Raw genomic sequence first — 18,446 nt, forward strand, 5'->3', positions numbered from 1 at the left:
AACTCTCAATCAATGAGCACGTCTCGTTAAGGGCGTGCTTTTTATGTGTTTTTATGGTAAAATAGAGTACTGAATTTCGAAGATTGGTGGTGAAGTGCATGCGTTGTCCAAAATGTCAACATAATAAATCTAATGTTATCGATAGCCGTCAGGCAGAGGATGGAAATACCATTCGTCGTCGTCGAGAGTGTGATGCTTGTCATGCCCGTTTTACTACATTTGAGCGTGTGGAAGAAGTTCCACTTTTAGTTGTCAAAAAAGATGGTACTCGTGAACAATTCTCTCGCGATAAGATTTTCAATGGTATCTTGATGAGTGCTCAGAAGCGTCCAGTTTCAAGTGAGGATATTGAAAATGCCATCACCCGTATAGAGCAAAACATTCGCCGTAACCATGATGGAGAGGTTGATAGTGAGGTCATTGGGAATTTAGTCATGAAAGAACTAGCAGATCTTGATGAAATTACCTATGTCCGTTTTGCTAGTGTCTACCGTTCTTTCAAAGATGTTGATGAGATTGAAGAATTGCTTCAAGAAATCACCAAGACTGTCCGTGCGAAAAAAGAGTCTAAAAAATGAGACCTATTGAAGAATTTGTCTATGTTGGCAATCAGGTTATCGTTCCCGATCAGGCAAGTTTGATGCGTTGTTATTATCCCATTATTGGGGTTGAGGGATACGCACTCTATCAGTATTTTGTGGCTTTCTATGATAATGGTAATCATCGTCATAAATTTGCTACTATTCTGAATCATCTTAACTTTGGTATGCAGCCTCTTCAGGAATCCCTGGCGGTCCTGACAGCGGTAGACTTGTTGGCTTTCTATCATTCTCCTCAGGGAATTTATGTTGTGGAGCTTAAGTCTCCCCTATCTATCGAGCAGTTTCTAAAACATGCGGTTTATAGTTCACTTCTAGAGCAAAAAATTGGTGAGCCAGCAGTGGATGCTTTAAAACCGACGAGTTTACATGGTTTACAAGACTTATCTAAACGTTTTTCGGATGTTTTTACTGATGAGCGTTTGGCTCAAAAGTCTGTTTCTGAAATTAAGCCTAAAAATTCATTTGATTTAATCAGTTTCAGGAATCGTATGCAGGCTGATGGACTTGTATTTACAGATGAAAAGACAGATGTTCCAGAAATCTATAAGTTGTCTGAAACCTATGACATGAATTGGTATGATACCTATCTCTTGTCAAAAAAGACAGCCGTGAACCACCGGATTATTGTTAAGCGTATGCAAGTGCAATTAGAGCAAGCTCAAGCTCAAAAATTGGGTGGTGATTCTGCATTGACGGAGACAGAGAAAAAGATTCTTAAAGCTGTTAAATCTGGAAAACCTGTTGATTACTTACAGAGTGCTAAGGGTCCAGGCGGGACTGTGACTAATTCTGAGAAAAAAATTCTCACAGACTTGGCACAAAGAGGCTTTATGGATGAGGTCATTAATCTCATGGTTGCCTACAGTTTGGGACGGACACGTTCAACAAATGTGAATCGAGAGTATATCTCTAAAGTTGCCAACGATTTTGACTTTAAGAAGATTGTTACTGCTGAACAAGGGCTTTTGGCTTTGCGTAGTGGTTACGACAAAAAATCACAGCGGACAAAAGATGATTCTAAGAAGAAAACAAATGTACCTAGCTGGAGTGATCCTGATTACGATAATCAAACCAGTCAGGCCGACCAAGCCAAGTTAGACGAAATTAGACGCCGTGCTTTGGCTAAACTAGAAAAAGGAAAGGAGTAGCCTATGGAAAGAGTTGGACAAACCTTGAACCGAACAGGATATCATGGGTCTGGTAATGCAACAGATTTGACCAAGCAAATCTTGGCGGATCCAAGAGTAGCTGGCTTTATTCAAGAACATGGCTTAAGCCAGGACGAAATCAAGCGTAGTCTTCCAAAGTTTAATCAATTCTTGGTGGAATGCCGTAAGGTCAAAGAAGGTGATGTCAGCTACATTGCCAAAGGGTATGAGCCGATTCTGACCATGAATGAAGGCTACGCTGACGTAACCTATAAGGAAACGCGTCAGCTTAAGGAGCAACAAGAACAACAGGCTATTTCTAAGCGGATTAACTTGGTGAGCTTGCCTCAGTCCTATCGCAAGATTACCTTTGCTGATATTGCACTAGATGATGTCGCTCGTGTTGATACCTTTGAGACACTTGTTGATTTTGTAGCTAATTACCCTAGTCCAGACCAGAAAGGCCTCTATATCTACGGAGATATGGGGGTTGGGAAATCATTCATGTTGGCTGCTATGGCCCACGAACTTTCAGAGACGAAGAAGGTTGCTACGACCATTATTCATTACCCATCTTTTACTATTGATGTTAAAAATGGGATCAAGGACGGCTCTGTGAAGGAACAAATTGATGCTGTCAAAGAAGCAGAAGTTCTAGTTTTAGATGATATTGGTGCAGAGCAATTCTCTTCTTGGATTAGGGACGATGTTTTGCAAGTCATTCTCCAGTATCGCATGATTGAGGAGCTACCGACCTTCTTCACATCCAACTATAGTTTTGCAGACTTAGAAGCTAAGCTATCAAATGGACGTCAGGGAGACGAGACTTGGCAGGCCAAACGTGTGATGGAACGTATTCGTTTTTTAGCTAAAGAGGTTCACTTGAAAGGTGTTAATCGCCGTTAAGGTGATTCTAATAATGATAAAGAACAAGCGTGTTTGCTTTCCTTGGTGGAAGTTAGATTGCTAAATGAAGAAAGGAATCCCTAATTTAATCAGGGACTTAAATATATGACATTACCTACAGTTGCTATCGTGGGTCGCCCAAATGTTGGGAAGTCGACCCTATTTAACCGAATTGCGGGTGAACGTATCTCTATCGTCGAAGACGTTGAAGGGGTAACACGTGACCGTATTTATACCTCTGCTGAGTGGCTTAATCGTCAGTTTAACTTGATTGATACAGGTGGTATCGATGATGTCGATGCCCCATTCATGGAACAGATTAAGCACCAAGCTGGCATTGCCATGACTGAAGCAGACGTTATTGTCTTTGTCGTTTCAGGTAAGGAAGGCGTGACAGATGCGGATGAGTACGTTGCCCGTATTCTCTATAAGACCAACAAGCCAGTTATCTTGGCGGTAAATAAAGTGGATAACCCTGAAATGCGTGCAGATATCTATGATTTCTATTCTCTTGGGCTTGGCGATCCATATCCAGTTTCATCTGTTCATGGTATTGGTACGGGGGACGTTCTCGATGCTATCGTTGAAAATCTTCCAACAGAAGTCGAAGAAGAAAATCCAGATATCATCCGTTTCAGTTTGATTGGGCGTCCAAACGTCGGAAAATCAAGTTTGATTAACGCCATTTTAGGCGAGGACCGAGTGATTGCGAGTCCTATTGCTGGTACGACTCGTGATGCCATTGACACAAACTTTGTGGACAGTGAAGGTCAAGAGTATACTATGATTGATACCGCTGGTATGCGTAAATCTGGTAAGGTATATGAAAATACAGAAAAATACTCTGTTATGCGTTCTATGCGTGCCATTGATCGTTCTGATGTTGTCCTTATGGTTATCAATGCCGAAGAAGGTATCCGTGAGTATGACAAGCGTATTGCTGGTTTTGCCCATGAAGCTGGTAAAGGGATTATCATCGTAGTTAACAAATGGGATACGATTAAGAAGGACAACCACACCGTTGCCAACTGGGAAGCAGATATCCGTGATCAGTTCCAATTCTTGAGCTATGCCCCAATTGTCTTTGTATCGGCTAAGACGAAACAACGTCTTAACAAGTTACCAGAGATGATCAAACGCATCAGTGAGAGTCAAAACCGTCGTATTTCATCGGCTGTCTTGAATGATGTTATCATGGATGCCATCGCCATCAACCCAACACCAACTGACAAAGGGAAACGCCTTAAGATTTTCTACGTGACACAAGTTTCGGTTAAACCACCAACATTTGTTATCTTTGTCAATGAAGAAGAGCTTATGCACTTCTCATACATGCGTTTCTTGGAAAATCAAATTCGTCAGGCCTTTGGCTTTGAGGGAACACCAATCCACTTGATTGCTCGTAAACGTAAATAAAAAAGAGACCAACCAGAATAGAATCTTTACGGGTTGGTCTTTTGGTATTGTAAGGAGAAAACGATGTTAGAAAATGTTCAAACTTATTTATCCAAACAAGGAGTTAAGTATATCAAACCTGAGAAGGCGGAGCCACATCAGGTTTGATATGGAAGCTCTCAAAACTTTGGGACAAGCTGCTCATAAGGGAAATACAGTTCTTATCAAAAGCTCTAGAGGAGCGTCTAGACCCCATGAAAATGGATCGTGTCAGCAATTGGGCTAAAAGTATGCCGTCCACATTTCTGGTGCTATTACAGAGTTCCTGAGGAACAGTTTAGATGATGTTGCTATGGCGATTCGACTATACGGTTAAGCTGAAGATTGGGGAATATCAGTTGAAGTGAACTTTGTCGAACGGAAAAAATCTGATACTACTCTAGCGAAGCAATATAAGGTCCTAGACTTACCGATTACTTTTCCACTTTACTATCTTGCTCAAGAAGATGGGAAGATGGTGTCAGTCATCGTGTGGAAGGGACTTAAGCGAATCGTCAGATGCTCAAAGAAGCAGTCAAAGCTGGTCGTGTTCGAAAGGTCTTGGTTAAATATGATGTCCCTGTGACGGATAGCTTGACTAGGGATGACTTACTAGATCAACTAATGGAAGGCTTTCAACTGATAACTCCTTATTTTGATAGTTGTCAGGATGCAAATAAGTTGTTGGAAGATTGGTGTAAAAGAGGAGAATAAAAATGCAAGGATTATTAATGATTGATATGCAAAGGGCCTTTGATAATAGTTCATGGGGAGAACGTAATAACCCTCAGCTTGAAGTGAATTCCCAAAAATTGCTTAATTTTTTTAGAGAAAGGGGATGGCCAGTACTTCATGTTCAACATGTATACACGAATACTCAATCACGTTTTCACGAATCTCAAGGTCAAGATTTTAAAGATGGCTTTCAACCATACCCAAGTGAACCTGTTTTCCAAAAGATAGTTAATAGTGCTTTCATTAGGACGAATTTAGAGAGCTATTTAAGAGATAAAAGAATTGATAAGTTAGTTATTGCAGGCTTTACCTTGCCACACTGTGTGTCTACCACAACTCGCATGGCGGCTAATTTAGGGTTTAAGACGTCACTTATTTCAGATGCAACGGCCAGTTTTGCCCTACCCAATTTAGATGGTCATTTGATAGATCCAGAGGTCCTGCATACCATAAATCTAGTATCCTTACACGATGAATTTGCTCAAGTAATGACAATAGAGGAGTTCATGGGGGATGATAATGAAGAGCTCTATGCCTTCTGTCCTTCTGGTGTAATGCCAAGTGCGATATGAATACATTCTTTACTAACGGTTCCACGTCTTAAGGGAAGATAGGTTCCGTCAAGAAATAAAACAGAGTAATTGGCTTCTAAGCTTCGCTCATGAAAAGTAGCGACATTCTCCTGAGTTGCTTTTGAGATATTAGAAATTGTGGCAGGACTATAGTGATGACCATACATTCGCTCGATGATATCACTAATTTCTCGAGTCGTTACACCGGTTTGATAGAGTTTGATAACCATCTCTTCCAAGTGGTCATCTCGACGTCCATAAGCGGGAAGCAAAGCTGGACTAAAGTTCCCATTACGATCTCTAGGAATACTCAACTGAACAGTCCCATATTTGGTTTCGAATTTCCGTGCATAGCTTCCGTTACGACTATTCCCAGAATTATAGCCTAATTTATCGTAAGGTTCATACCCTAAAAAGGCTGATAACTCTGCTTGAAGCAGATCATTCATAGCTGTTTCAAGAGAAGTACGGAAAAATTCATCAATATCTTGCTTTTGGGCTAGGAAGTTAAGTAGTTCTGTGGTAAACTGAGTCATAGGAATAAATCCGTTATAGTAATGTTTTGCAACTCTACTATAACGGATTTATTCCTTTTTGTGTTTACACAACTTATTTTACACTACCGGTGCTGATTCAAGCATTCAAGAATTGTTAGAAAAAAAGATACTAAAGGTTTATCTAACCTTATCAAAGAAAATATTTCAGACTACAAAAATTCAGAAATGTTTAAAAGCTATCTAAAATTTGTTGCTTCTTGCCCTCACTATTCTTCAAGAAATTTGAGATTTTTACAAAAACAAAAACCTGATGTTGGTTTTGTTGGTTCTTTCGGAGCATGGAAAAATCAAGGTTACCATGTAAAAAAAGGAGAACATGGTTTAAAAATTTTTATGCCTTGTACGAGAGATAAAAAAGATGTCAACGGAAATAAAATACTAGACAAAAACGGAAAACCAAAACAAGAAATTTACGCTTTTAAATTAGGAACAGTTTTTGAAACACACCAATTAGTTGAGTATGAAAATTTATCAAAACCAGTTGCTTATGTGCCGGACAACCCTGATGATAATCGCAAATTATTTTTCTCAATCACAAAGGCAAGTGATGTACCAATTAAGGTTTTAGAAACAGCACAAATGTGTTCTGGGGCAAATGGTTTTTACTCCCCTACAACGAAATAAATTTGTTTAAGTCCTGACTTAAAAGGTTATCAAAGAATTAAAACTTTATTGCATGGAATATCAACCCCTTTTTCATAGGTTTTATTAGAGTGATAACAAAGCGATTTTATGAGCTATTCTAGTAATTCATACCCCACAAGTTGCCGTTTGCTTACCCCAAAAGTTAGCAAAAAGGAAAGCAAAAAAATACCCGTTAGGGTATCAATCAATTTATAAGTTTAATATTCAAGAGAACTCGCCCCTAAATGTTGCAACGTGGCAACATATTGAGGTATCAATCAATTTACGAGTTCAGCAGGCAAGAAACTAGCACCAGTAAGGTGCTTTTTTATTATATAAATATTTTACCTCTATTGAATAGCGCTATAAAAAATGCTAGAATATCAAGTGATTTCAATATAGGGATGAACTGCTACAAATCGAAAACTCAAAAATGTTCGTAAAAGTGGAAGATTAGATAATATTCTCAGCAATCCACTTCATACGTCATTGACGGCAAACCGCTGACCGATGATGATAAGCGTGCTATCTGTGGCATTATTGCAGGTTATATGAGCAGTAAGGAGAACTGATAGTTATGGAGAAAGAATTGCTTGAGCAGTTCAATGTCTCTATCTGTGAGTTCAGCTCTAGTCAATGGTACAGAAATGGCTTTCTTGACCCTATAAACAGGGTTGTTTACATCAACGGGGATTTAAGACCAAGACACTCGTTTAAAGGTCATTCTGCACGAGCTAGGCCATTTAGAGCACAACTCTAAAGATTATGAGTGTTTACGTGAGAAATACGAAGCTCAAGCCAATAGAAATATGATCCATGAGTTGTTGAAAAATGAAAATCTTGATGATTTTAATTACTTACACTTTATGGAAAAATATAATCTCACCACGATTTGTGATGAGACATTTGTAAAACATGAATATTTAAAACTAAAGGAGATTGAAAAATGTTGAGTAAATGGAAGAATTTGAAACGTTGGCAAAAGTGGGCTATTGTGCTTGTCTGCTTGGCTGTTCTTGGGAAAGTCTTTGAAATAACTGGTATTGCCCCGGAAACGAAGACAGAACCAGTTAAGACTGTCCAAACGTCTTCTTCTAAGCCGAAAGCCAAAGCTAAGGCCAAAACTAAAACCAGTAGTAGTTCAGATTTGTCTAATCCACAACGTGAGGAAAAAGCTTCAAAAGAATCGAGTTCTTCCGAAGAAAAAGAATCTAAAAGTGAAACTAAAGAATCAAGTTCTTCAGATGGGCCAAAAGATGTTACGGCTGATCAAATGGCTAGCTTTATCGAATACTTCCAAAATGATTTGACAGAAAAGGGTGTAGATATTAGTCAATACGGTTTTTATAATCGTGATACCATTTTGTATATGTCGGTACCTGTCGATTATAAATACTATGACAAAACCGATTTACAAAAATTCGCTGATGGCATGCTTGCCAAAGAACATGAGGCTTTCAATGTTTGGGCTGCGATCAACAAAGTCAATTATGAGCGCTATCCGATGTTTCACATTAAAGCGGATGATGGCAGTGCTATTGCAAGTCAAAAACTCAATGGAGAAATGAAAGTCAAGGTTAAATAAGATAAAGATTAGCACCAGTAAGGTGCTTTTTTAGTTGTCTCCGCCTAGTTCTTTTATTATATCCGATACCTTTTCTAAGCTCAATATTTCGTGTGGCTCAACTCGTTCACCGTCTAAAACGTAGTCATGGATCTTACCATTCTTTAGGACAATCTGGACAGTATCACCTTTAATAAAACCCTTGTCCATAGCCTCTTTAAATTCATCATAGGTTAGCATTATATTATCTCCTTTTCTTTACTATTCGTAATTGATACAGAAAAATAGAACTTTGTTATATCTCAGATTAAATAAAAGATACTAAAAAAGCTTACTATAAACTAAGCTTTTGATACTGTCAATAATTATGTGTAAACACTCAAGTAGAGTTGAAGAATGTTAATGATACATAAGTAGTAAAACTATATAAGTTTATATTTATTTTACTAGTGTTTTTATCAGATATAATAATCTGAAATGTAATGGGTTATATCTCCAAAAATATACGAGGAACTTGACTTATCATATTAGAGTCAGGTTCTTTTTTGAATGAGAACTTTAAATTAGCACCCAAAGGTATCCCTTTCGTAATATCAGCCCCACAAGGTTAACTTGGTCTCTCCTGAGCTAGAAAGTGGACGAAAAGTTCAGTTTACACTGCATCATTGGTATAAAGTAAAATAAAAACGAGGTTGGAACAATTGTCTCAACCTCATTTATTTATTTTGGTGAAATCACTTCAGCACCACCCATGTAAGGACGAAGAACTTCAGGGATAGTTACTGAACCATCTTCGTTTTGGTAGTTTTCAAGGATAGCGGCTACTGTGCGTCCAACAGCAAGTCCTGAACCGTTGAGAGTGTGAAGAAGTTTTACTTTGCCATCAGCTTCGTCACGGTAACGGATTTGTGCACGACGAGCTTGGAAATCTTCTGTGTTTGAACATGAAGAAATTTCGCGGTAAGTATTTTGTGCTGGAATCCAAACTTCCAAGTCGTAAGTTTTCGCAGCTGAGAATCCCATGTCGCCAGTACACAAAGTGATGACACGGTATGGCAAGTTAAGTTTTTGAAGGATGTTTTCAGCATTAACTACCATTTTTTCCAATTCATCATAAGAGTCTTCAGGTTTTGAGAATTTGACCATTTCAACCTTGTGGAATTGGTGAAGACGAATCAAACCACGTGTGTCACGACCTGCTGAACCAGCTTCTGAACGGAATGAAGGGCTCAAGGCTGTGAAGTAGATTGGCAATTCTTTACCGTCAAGAATCTCACCTCGGTAGTAGTTGGTCAAAGGAACTTCGGCTGTTGGGATAAGGACGTAGTCAGTACCATCAAGTTCGAAAGTGTCTTCTTTGAATTTTGGATATTGACCAGTACCAAACATAGAGTCGTGGTTAACCATGTAAGGTGTGATCATTTCAGTGTAACCTTCTTTAGCATGCTCATCCAACATGAAGTTGTAGATTGCACGTTCCAATCTTGCTCCGAGACCTTTGTAGAAAAGGAAACGAGAACCTGTAACTTTTGCACCACGTTCCCAGTCAAGAATACCAAGATCTTCCCCTAAATCCCAGTGAGCTTTAACTTCAAAATCAAAGTCACGAGGTGTTCCCCAACGACGAACTTCTACGTTTTCATCTTCGTCAGCACCTACTGGAACAGAATCATTTGGTGTGTTTGGAAGTGTCACAATGATAGTGTTAAGCTTTTCATCGATAGCAGCAAGTTCGGCATCAATTTCCTTAATCTCTGCAGAAACTTTTTGCATGGCTGCAATTTGTTCTGAAGCATCTTCTTTGTTACGCTTAGCTTGAGCAATATCATCTGAAGCGATATTACGTTGAGCTTTGAGTTCTTCAGATTTGATAAGAAGCTCACGGCGTTTAACATCAAGCTCTTTTAGTTCATTTAAAGTCTCAGCAACGACACCACGTGTAGCCAATTTTTCGGAAAGGGCATCAAATTCGTTACGAATACGTTTTACATCTAACATAAGTTCCTCCAAAAAATAAAACACCCAGTAAAAGTGTTGGAGTGACATGGGCCACGGTTCCATCCAACTTCACAGGAGTGCACTTGTTTATGTTTTTAATTATTAGAAACGGTAGAATTTCGTAGGTCAACCCTACCTGCTCACAGCAACCGCAGGCTTTCTGGAAAGGTCTAGCTATTACTTATCCGTCCTTTACATTATACAAAAATTATGATTTTTTGGCAAATAAACTTTTGATACGAGCACCTATGGTTTGGATGAGAGTAGGTAATTTAACAACTTTTTCATTGCCAAGATGTTCCCTAGCAATCTTTAGAATCTTCCCAGAATCTTTTGAGGCAAAGAGGAATTTGCTCTTGTCTGTTAGAATCTCAAAGTGACGACTAACCCTCTTTCCTGATACATTTGCACCAATTTGAGTGATGCTGGTCCAAGGGATTTGAATATATTGCTCGACATTGACATCTGGGTAGAATTCAAGAGCCATATCTCCGATTAGAAATTTACCGACCTTTCCTCCGATAGCCATGTAGGAAACACCCGTTGTATGTAATTCAACTGTTTTGTTTAATGATTGTGCCATATCTATCTTTCTTTTTGACTGTAGTATTTTTATTATAGCATAAGAAAAGAGTTCAGCTTTGCTAAACTCTTGCTCTTTTTACATGATTCCGAAGAAGCTTGCAACAATACCAACTACAAAGAGTCCGATGATGATTGTGATTGGTGAAACTTTCTTCTTAAGCAACCACATACATGCAAAAGTAAGGAGAAGTCCCGTCAAACCTGGAATTAATGAATCCAATTGTTTTTGTAGGGTATCGACTTGAATCTTATCAAAGCTAAGCTTATCGTTGACTTGACCAAGGATAGTTTTTAGTTGGTCACCAGTAACATATCCTTTTGGCCATTCAATATAAGCACCTTTAGGCAAAACTTTACCTGGAAGCTTTACAGTGAAGACGACAGATACCCAACGTTCAACGAGGACGGCCAAGATGAACATACCAAGTATTGATGCCCCTTTAGTAATATCTTTCAAGATACCACCAGATATGTCTTTAGTGATTTCTGAACCTGCTTTGTAACCAAGTTCTTGAGTGTACCACAAGAAGGCCATGCGGATAAGGTTCCAACCAATGAAGAAGATAAGTGGACCAGCAATGTTACCAGCTTGTGCCAATGATGCACCAAGGGCACCAAGAATTGGACGAATTGTGAACCAGAAGACAGGGTCACCGATACCGGCAAGTGGACCCATCATACCGATTTTAACCCCTTGGATAGCCGCATCTTCGATTTCAGTACCATTAGCTTTTTCTTCTTCAAGAGCTAAGGTAACCCCTATGATAGGAGCAGCTACGTAAGGGTGAGTGTTGAAGAATTCCAAGTGACGTTTAAGAGCTGCGGCTTGGTCCTCTTTGTTAGTATAAAGTTTTTTGATAGCAGGAATGAGTGAGTAAGCCCAACCCAAGTTTTGCATACGTTCATAGTTCCATGCACCTTGCAAGAATTGTGAGCGCCACCAAACCTTTTTACGATCCGCTTGAGATAATTGAATTTTTTCAGCCATGAGAGCACCCCTTCCTAGTAGTCTTCCAAGATATCGCCGATTGGGTCGCCTGAACCAGATGAAGTTCCGCCACCATTTCCGCCACCATTTCCGCCACCTTGTTTAGAAAGGTTGAGGTAGATGAAGGCGATGGCAACACCAATGGTACTAAGAGCGATAAGTGTCAATTGGCTAATTGCTGCCAAAGCAAAACCGATGGCGAAGAATGGCCAAACTTCACGAGTAGCCATCATATTGATAATCATGGCGTAACCAACGGCTACGACCATACCACCACCGACAACCAAACCATGGGTGAGCCAGTCAGGCATCAAGCCAAGGGCATGTTGAACAGATTGGGCCGGGATGGCAAGAAGAAGGGCTGCTGGCACAGCAATACGCAAACCTTGAAGAAGGAGAGCGAGGTAGTATGCACGTTCAACACCAGCGATGTTTCCGTGTTCTGCAGCTTTATCTGCAGCATGAACAAAGGCAATAGATGCTGTACGAACAGGCATAGTTAGGAAGAGACCTGCAACTGCAAGCAGGATAGCTATTGCAATCGCAACACCGATACCTTCAGCTGTAAATTTACCACCTTTAACCAAAATGATGGCAGCAGCAACAGATGCAAGGGCAACGTCAGGAGCTACGGCAGCACCGATGTTTGCCCAAGCAAGGGTAATCATTTGAAGAGAACCACCAAGCATGATACCTGCAGTGAGGTTACCTGTGGCAGCACCGATGAGGGTACATGCAACAAGTGGTTGGTGGAATTGGAATTGGTCAAGGATACCTTCAAGACCAGCAAGGAAGGCAACAGCTACGACCAAAATCGCAGAAATAATTGACATATCTGACATGGTTATAATTCCTTTTCTATTGAGTTGTCGTTAGTTGAATTTATCAACTAATTTATCCGAATGAAGATTATTGAACGTTAGCTTTCTTGATAAGCTCAAACAAGTCTTTCTTAGAATCGTTTGGAACCTTACGGACGTCAAATTCAACGCCAAGGTCACGTAATTTTTCAAAACAAGCAACATCATCTTTATCCATAGACAAAACGTTGTTAACCATTGTTTTACCAGTTGAGTGAGCCATAGAACCAACGTTAAGTTCTTTTATTGGCACGCCACCTTCGACAGCACGAAGTACGTCTTGAACAGTTTCGAACAAGACAAGTGCATGTGTATTTCCAAAACGTGGGTCTTTAGAAGCATCAATTAATTTTTGAATCGGAACAACGTTTACTTTAATACCGTTTGGTGCAGCCTGTTTGATCAATTCCTTACGAAGCTCATCTTTGGCAACGTCATCCGAAGCAACAATAATACGGTCTGCTTTAGAATAAGGTACCCAGTTAGTTACTACTTGACCATGCAAGAGACGTGTGTCCAAACGTGCCAAGTTAATCTTGAGTTTACCATCTCCGATGACTGTTCCTTCAGGGATAGCTCCTTGAGGTGCTGCAGCTTCTACAGGAGCTGCAGTTGTTTCCTCAGCTGGATTTAGCTCCTCTGGAAGTGCCTTGATACCACCCTTAGCTTCCTTGATGATATTAGCAGCAACTTGCTCTACAGTAGCGTTAGCATCCATCATACGTTCAGTGTATGCTTGGATTAGCATTGGCAAGTTAAGTCCTGTGATGATAGCAATCTTGCGATCTGGATTTTCCCTAGCGATTCGACTAGCTTGGTTAAATGGTGAACCACTCCAAAGGTCAGCCAAAACAAGAATTTCATCATCAACATCGAATTGTGCAATGGCTTTGTTGAAGTGAGCGTACAAATCATCAGGACCTTCACTTGGCATGAAAGTCACAACTTGAACTTTCTCTTGGTCCCCAAAAATCATAGAGCCTGATTGGTGGATTCCTTCAGCGAACTTACCATGGCTGGCAATAATAATACCGATACCCATTCGTGTTCTCCTCCTTTTATATATTGCTTCTTAGGAATAGAAAAATGATTATTGATATTATCATTCATGACATGAAAATGACAACAATATTTTTTTAGCCCCTCGAAAATTAGAACAGTCTAATTATAAAGCGTTATCATTGGTTTGTCAATAGTTTTCGTAACAAAAGTATCATAAAATTGAAAAAAACATCAAATTCTTGCAAATATACTTTCTTTTCAGATAAAAGAATTTAGATATATCTTAAAGCTATATCTAAATAGAGAAAATGGGATTAAGGGGAAATCAGATAAATGCTTGTAATGCGTAGTTACAACTGCTATAATTGCTTCAATTAACTATTTAAGGTTAAATCTATAAGAAAAGAGGGCCTCCTTATGTCAGATTTACTAAGTATTTATAATGAATTGCAATCCAAAAAATGGGTCGACTTGACCCACAAAATTAATGCGGAAAGTCCACATTTTCCAGTCCTCCCTGCTTTGAAACAAGAAGACCTTTTTACCTTAAAAGATGGTTTCCATGTTCAAAAATTCACAGTGGTTGGTCAATACGGAACTCATATTGATGCACCTATTCACTTTGTCGAAGGAGGTCGCTGGCTAGATGAGATTGCCCTCAAGGATCTCCTTTTGCCACTCTATGTTATCGACAAGTCTAAAGAAGTCTCTGAGAATCCAAATTTTATCTTGAGCAAACAAGATATCTTAGACTTTGAAGCAGAGCATGGAAAAATTAGAGAAGGAGCCTTTGTTGCTTTTCGTAGTGATTGGTCGAAGCGTTGGCCAGATCAAGATGCCATGCGCAACCTTGATGAGAATGGTGTTCAGCAAAGTCCTGGTTGGAGCCACGAAGCTTTGGAATTCTTAATCCATGAGCGTCATGTCAAGGCAGTGGGGCATGAGACTTTTGACACAGATGCTGGTATTCCAGCAGCAGAACATGGTTTGGTTAACGAATACTACCTCTTGGAACAAGACATTTATCAGGTAGAAGTCTTGAATCAATTGGATCAAGTTCCAGCTCTTGGTGCTTTGATTTCAATTGCATTTCCACACTGGGACAAGGCGACAGGTTCCCCAGTGCGTGCAGTGGCTATTTTACCTTAATCAGAAGAAAAGACACCGAAGAAATTTTCGGTGTCTTTTCTTGTTTATAAAAGTAGTTCCTGAAGTTTGCGAGCAACGCCGTCTTCCTCATTAGTCCATTCAATTTGTTCGTTAGCATGGGGGAGAAGGACAGAGCTAGCATTCTTCATGGCATAACCAGTCTTGGCAAGTTCCAACATCTCTGTATCGTTGTGCTCGTCTCCAAAAGCAATCAAATCATCCGTTGATTTGCGCATAACCTTAAGTAAGTAGTTTAGGGCATAAGCCTTGTTAATACCTTTAGGTGAAAACTCTAAAATATTAAGTGGCCCACCCCAAGAATCAACTTCAATTTCTTCCTTGAAGTCTTTCTTGATATCATCGGCTAGCTGGTACTTATCTTCGTGACGAGTTTGCATAAGAAGAGCATTTGGGTTGCGTGTAATTTTTGCTGGTTCCAAACGCATAGCCTCAATGATTTTATCAACACCAAAGAGTTGTGGTTGAATACGCTCTGGGTGATTCATAGAGATATAGAAGTGTTTTCGGTATTCACTAGCCAGAAAATCCATCTCTAACTCATCATGTCGTTGTAAGAGGTTAATCAGATGTTTTTTGTCTAATTTAACCGAATGCTCATAGGCCCAGTCTTGGTCTGGAAGACTGGTCAAGGAGCCATTAAAAGTGATGAGTGGTGTTTCTAACCCTAGTGTTTTGTAATGGTCAATAGCCATACGATAAGGACGACCTGTAGCAATAACAACTTGGTGTCCTTTATTTTGTACATCTTTAATCGTTTTTTGTGTGAATTCTGAAATAGTTCCATCTGGGCGCAAGAGCGTTCCATCAAGATCTAGTACAATCAATTTTTTTGTCATGTTCCTATTATAGCAAAAATCTATCCTTTGTTGGTGATTGAGAAATAGTTTTCTAAGAACGTTCGGGTTTTCTTAAGAAAAGTCTCAGGAAATAAACCTTGCACAAACAAATAATTTTATGTAGAATAGTAATGTTGCATTCTACGTGAGAATGTTCCGAAATTATTCGGATTTTGACAATATTTTTTACTAAGGAGTCTAAACTTTCATGGAAAAGATTTTCAAATTGAAAGAACATGGTACTGACGTCCGCACAGAAGTGACTGCCGGATTGACAACTTTCTTTGCCATGTCTTACATCCTCTTTGTTAACCCAGCGATGTTGGCCCAAACAGGAATGCCTGCACAAGGTGTTTTCTTAGCAACAATTATTGGTGCGGTTGCAGGGACGTTGATGATGGCATTTTATGCTAACCTACCATACGCCCAAGCGCCTGGTATGGGTCTCAATGCCTTCTTTACCTACACAGTGGTCTTTTCTTTGGGCTACACTTGGCAAGAAGCCTTGGCTATGGTCTTTTTGTGTGGTGTTATTTCTTTGCTTATCACAGTTACTAAAGTACGTAATATGATTATTGAATCTATTCCGACAGCACTTAAGTCTGCTATTTCAGCAGGTATTGGTATTTTCCTTGCTTATGTAGGTATTAAAAATGCAGGTTTCTTGGAGTTTAAAATTAATCCAGGTACTTATACGGTAAGCGGAAAGGGAGCTGATATGGCTCAAGCTTCAATTACAGCTTCATCAGCTGCTACACCTGGCTTGGTAGCTTTCAATAATCCAACTGTTATTGTAGGTTTGATTGGTCTTGCAGTTGCGATTTTCTTTATTGTTAAGGGAATTCGTGGAGGAGTCCTCCTTTCAATTGTTGTAACAACTGTTATCGCTATTTTTGCTGGTGTAGTTGACCTTGGTAGTATTGACTGGCATGCTGCTAGTCTGACTGCTTCTATTAAGGATTTGGGGCAAGTCTTTGGTGTAGCTCTAGGTTCTAAAGGTTTGGGTTCTCTCTTCTCAGATATGTCACGTTTGCCAGGTGTCTTTATGGCTCTCCTTGCCTTCTCATTAACTGATATCTTTGATACTATCGGTACTTTGATTGGTACTGGTGAGAAGGTTGGTATCATCGCTTCAACAGGTGATAACAAAGAATCTAAAGCCCTTGACCGCGCCCTTTACTCTGACCTCGTTGGTACAAGTATTGGTGCCATTGCCGGGACCTCCAACGTTACAACTTACGTTGAATCTGCAGCAGGTATTGGTGCTGGTGGGCGTACTGGTTTGACAGCTCTTGTGGTTGCAGTACTCTTTGCGATTTCAAGTTTCTTTAGCCCACTTGTGTCAATCGTTCCTAGTGCAGCAACTGCACCTATTCTTATCATTGTTGGTGTTATGATGCTCTCTAACCTTAAGGCTGTGGATTGGGAAGACTTGTCTGAAGCAATTCCTGCCTTTTTCACTTCTATTTTTATGGGATTCTCATATAGCATTACCTACGGTATTGCAGCTGGTTTCCTTACTTACACTTTGGTCAAAATTATCAAAGGTCAAGCAAAAGATGTTCATCTTGTCATGTGGATTTTGGATATCTTGTTTATCCTTAACTTCATTAGCATGGCTGTGATCTAATATTTATAAGCAAAAAAGTCTGTCCTTTTGTCAGGCTTTTTTAGTTTTTTACGAGTGATGATTTGAGGTTTACTTTCACGACTGTTTTAAGTTAAGATTGAAATCTTGTTAGAAATATTAACTTTATGGAGGTTTAATTTAATGTAAGAAAGTATTAAATTAAGACAGGGTGTTATATCTAAATTATTCTTGCTATCTTAGTATTTATAAGCTTTTATGGATTTTTACAGTGGACTATAGTCCAGATTTTTATTTTTTGATATAATGAAAACATGATTTACAGTCAAAATGAAGAGGAATTGATTAGTATAGGGCAAAAGTTAGGTCGATTGCTCAATTCTGGAGATATAATTGTTCTATCAGGTGATCTGGGAGCTGGTAAAACCACTTTAACTAAGGGAATTGCTAAAGGTTTGGATGTTTCACAGATGATCAAGAGCCCAACCTATACTATTGTTAGAGAATATGAGGGGCGTTTACCGCTATATCATTTAGATGTTTATCGTATTGGTGATGATCCAGATTCTATTGACTTAGATGATTTTCTATACGGTGACGGTGTGACGATTATCGAGTGGGGAGAACTCTTAGATGAAAGTCTCCTGGGAGACTATCTCTTAATTTCGATAACTCATCATGGTGATGGACGTCAACTGCTTCTGGAATCTTTTGGCCCTAGAAGTAAAGAAATCCAGGAGGAGATGGTAAATGGCTGAGTACGAATTAGTCATTGAGGAAGCCCAGAGAGAGGATTCCGTATCCTTAGCACAATTACTAGAGACGGTAACTCTAGAGTCAGATTTTTTGGCTCAGGATGATAGGAGCTCTGTACTGAATGGCGAACAGTTAGCCTCTTATATTGATAGCCGTCAGAGTGTCCCAAATGAGATTTGCTTAGTCGCAAAATTGGGTCATGAGGTTATTGGTGTTTGTAATGTTACTTCTAATCAAGACACGAAGACCAGTCACATCGGTGATGTTTTCATTGCGGTTGCTAAACCTTATTGGGGCAATGGTATTGGTCAGTTTCTTATGGGAACAATGATTGACTGGGCAGTCAATACACCTGCTATCCGTCGCTTAGAGTTGACTGTTCAAGCACGTAATGAACGGGCGGTACATCTCTATCAAAAATTTGGATTTGATATTGAAGGCACTAAGAAACGTGGTGCCAGAACTAAAAATGGAGAATTTCTAGATGTTTACCTGATGGCTAAACTCATAGATTAGGAAAA

Annotated in this window: 19 protein-coding genes and 2 pseudogenes; 13 read left to right on the top strand and 8 right to left on the bottom strand. The window is 39.5% G+C overall.

The window, feature by feature from the left end; translation table 11 throughout:
• Positions 1-98: 98 nt before the first annotated feature.
• The 6 genes and pseudogenes from nrdR to E3C75_RS03905 all read left to right on the top strand — a co-directional run bounded on the left by nrdR (position 99) and on the right by E3C75_RS03905 (position 5,397).
• Complete coding sequence (nrdR, locus tag E3C75_RS03880) at positions 99-578, top strand: transcriptional regulator NrdR (RefSeq protein ID WP_002949642.1); 480 nt, start codon at positions 99-101, stop codon at positions 576-578.
• Positions 575-1,750, top strand: coding sequence for a DnaD domain protein (locus tag E3C75_RS03885; RefSeq protein WP_111679255.1), 1,176 nt, complete (start codon positions 575-577; stop codon positions 1,748-1,750). Before nrdR ends, E3C75_RS03885 begins: the two co-directional genes overlap by 4 nt.
• Before the next feature lie 3 nt (positions 1,751-1,753).
• A complete protein-coding gene (gene dnaI / locus E3C75_RS03890) occupies positions 1,754-2,656 on the top strand; it encodes a primosomal protein DnaI (protein WP_084828487.1) in 903 nt (300 codons plus the stop codon).
• Between the two features lie 105 nt (positions 2,657-2,761).
• The gene (gene der, locus E3C75_RS03895; protein WP_084828488.1) at positions 2,762-4,072 is read left to right on the top strand and encodes a ribosome biogenesis GTPase Der; all 1,311 of its coding nucleotides are present in this window, start codon (positions 2,762-2,764) and stop codon (positions 4,070-4,072) included.
• 63 nt (positions 4,073-4,135) lie between these two features.
• A pseudogene (locus E3C75_RS11255) lies at positions 4,136-4,804 on the top strand (HI_0552 family protein).
• Positions 4,805-4,806: 2 nt separating this feature from the next.
• Complete coding sequence (locus E3C75_RS03905) at positions 4,807-5,397, top strand: cysteine hydrolase family protein (protein WP_084828489.1); 591 nt, start codon at positions 4,807-4,809, stop codon at positions 5,395-5,397.
• Here E3C75_RS03905 and E3C75_RS03910 read toward each other — a convergent pair.
• A pseudogene (locus tag E3C75_RS03910) lies at positions 5,358-5,933 on the bottom strand (IS256-like element IS1191 family transposase); the annotation flags it as partial. The gene E3C75_RS03905 and the pseudogene E3C75_RS03910 overlap by 40 nt on opposite strands.
• Positions 5,934-6,119: 186 nt before the next feature.
• Between E3C75_RS03910 and E3C75_RS03915 the strand changes: the two are divergent.
• The 3 genes from E3C75_RS03915 (at position 6,120) to E3C75_RS03920 (ending at position 8,163) form a co-directional block, all read left to right on the top strand.
• The gene (locus tag E3C75_RS03915) at positions 6,120-6,578 is read left to right on the top strand and encodes an ArdC family protein (protein WP_100262543.1); all 459 of its coding nucleotides are present in this window, start codon (positions 6,120-6,122) and stop codon (positions 6,576-6,578) included.
• Between the two features lie 725 nt (positions 6,579-7,303).
• Entirely contained in the window at positions 7,304-7,531 is a 228-nt protein-coding gene (locus tag E3C75_RS12105; protein WP_332835552.1) for a hypothetical protein, read from the top strand.
• The gene (locus E3C75_RS03920; protein WP_100262544.1) at positions 7,525-8,163 is read left to right on the top strand and encodes a hypothetical protein; all 639 of its coding nucleotides are present in this window, start codon (positions 7,525-7,527) and stop codon (positions 8,161-8,163) included. Before E3C75_RS12105 ends, E3C75_RS03920 begins: the two co-directional genes overlap by 7 nt.
• A 30-nt stretch (positions 8,164-8,193) precedes the next feature.
• Here the strand turns inward: E3C75_RS03920 and E3C75_RS03925 are convergent, their stop codons facing one another.
• The 6 genes from E3C75_RS03925 to E3C75_RS03950 form a co-directional block, all read right to left on the bottom strand.
• The gene (locus E3C75_RS03925) at positions 8,194-8,382 is read right to left on the bottom strand and encodes a competence regulator inhibitor paratox (RefSeq protein WP_100262545.1); all 189 of its coding nucleotides are present in this window, start codon (positions 8,380-8,382) and stop codon (positions 8,194-8,196) included.
• A gap of 480 nt (positions 8,383-8,862) precedes the next feature.
• Complete coding sequence (gene serS / locus E3C75_RS03930; RefSeq protein WP_014607978.1) at positions 8,863-10,140, bottom strand: serine--tRNA ligase; 1,278 nt, start codon at positions 10,138-10,140, stop codon at positions 8,863-8,865.
• A gap of 208 nt (positions 10,141-10,348) precedes the next feature.
• Complete coding sequence (locus E3C75_RS03935; RefSeq protein ID WP_014607979.1) at positions 10,349-10,723, bottom strand: DUF956 family protein; 375 nt, start codon at positions 10,721-10,723, stop codon at positions 10,349-10,351.
• 78 nt (positions 10,724-10,801) lie between these two features.
• Entirely contained in the window at positions 10,802-11,713 is a 912-nt protein-coding gene (locus E3C75_RS03940; RefSeq protein WP_014607980.1) for a PTS system mannose/fructose/sorbose family transporter subunit IID, read from the bottom strand.
• A 14-nt stretch (positions 11,714-11,727) separates the two neighbouring features.
• Complete coding sequence (locus E3C75_RS03945) at positions 11,728-12,555, bottom strand: PTS mannose/fructose/sorbose transporter subunit IIC (RefSeq protein ID WP_084828490.1); 828 nt, start codon at positions 12,553-12,555, stop codon at positions 11,728-11,730.
• 67 nt (positions 12,556-12,622) lie between these two features.
• Positions 12,623-13,615, bottom strand: coding sequence for a PTS sugar transporter subunit IIB (locus tag E3C75_RS03950; protein ID WP_084828491.1), 993 nt, complete (start codon positions 13,613-13,615; stop codon positions 12,623-12,625).
• 377 nt (positions 13,616-13,992) lie between these two features.
• On the opposite strand from E3C75_RS03950, the gene E3C75_RS03955 reads away from it, so the two are divergent.
• Positions 13,993-14,724, top strand: a complete 732-nt coding sequence (locus E3C75_RS03955; protein WP_100262547.1) for a cyclase family protein — start codon at positions 13,993-13,995, stop codon at positions 14,722-14,724.
• Positions 14,725-14,768: 44 nt separating this feature from the next.
• On the opposite strand, the gene E3C75_RS03960 is transcribed toward E3C75_RS03955, so the two are convergent.
• Positions 14,769-15,581, bottom strand: a complete 813-nt coding sequence (locus E3C75_RS03960; RefSeq protein WP_100262548.1) for a Cof-type HAD-IIB family hydrolase — start codon at positions 15,579-15,581, stop codon at positions 14,769-14,771.
• 208 nt (positions 15,582-15,789) lie between these two features.
• On the opposite strand from E3C75_RS03960, the gene E3C75_RS03965 reads away from it, so the two are divergent.
• From E3C75_RS03965 to E3C75_RS03975, 3 genes are all read left to right on the top strand, one after another.
• Positions 15,790-17,211, top strand: a complete 1,422-nt coding sequence (locus E3C75_RS03965; protein ID WP_084828494.1) for an NCS2 family permease — start codon at positions 15,790-15,792, stop codon at positions 17,209-17,211.
• Positions 17,212-17,483: 272 nt separating this feature from the next.
• A complete protein-coding gene (gene tsaE, locus E3C75_RS03970) occupies positions 17,484-17,927 on the top strand; it encodes a tRNA (adenosine(37)-N6)-threonylcarbamoyltransferase complex ATPase subunit type 1 TsaE (protein WP_002949675.1) in 444 nt (147 codons plus the stop codon).
• The gene (locus E3C75_RS03975; RefSeq protein ID WP_011225494.1) at positions 17,920-18,441 is read left to right on the top strand and encodes a GNAT family N-acetyltransferase; all 522 of its coding nucleotides are present in this window, start codon (positions 17,920-17,922) and stop codon (positions 18,439-18,441) included. The genes tsaE and E3C75_RS03975 overlap by 8 nt, the downstream gene beginning before the upstream one ends.
• Positions 18,442-18,446 lie beyond the last annotated feature (5 nt).

Origin of the sequence: Streptococcus thermophilus, assembly GCF_010120595.1 — a bacterium.
Classification (GTDB): Bacteria; Bacillota; Bacilli; order Lactobacillales; family Streptococcaceae; genus Streptococcus; species Streptococcus thermophilus.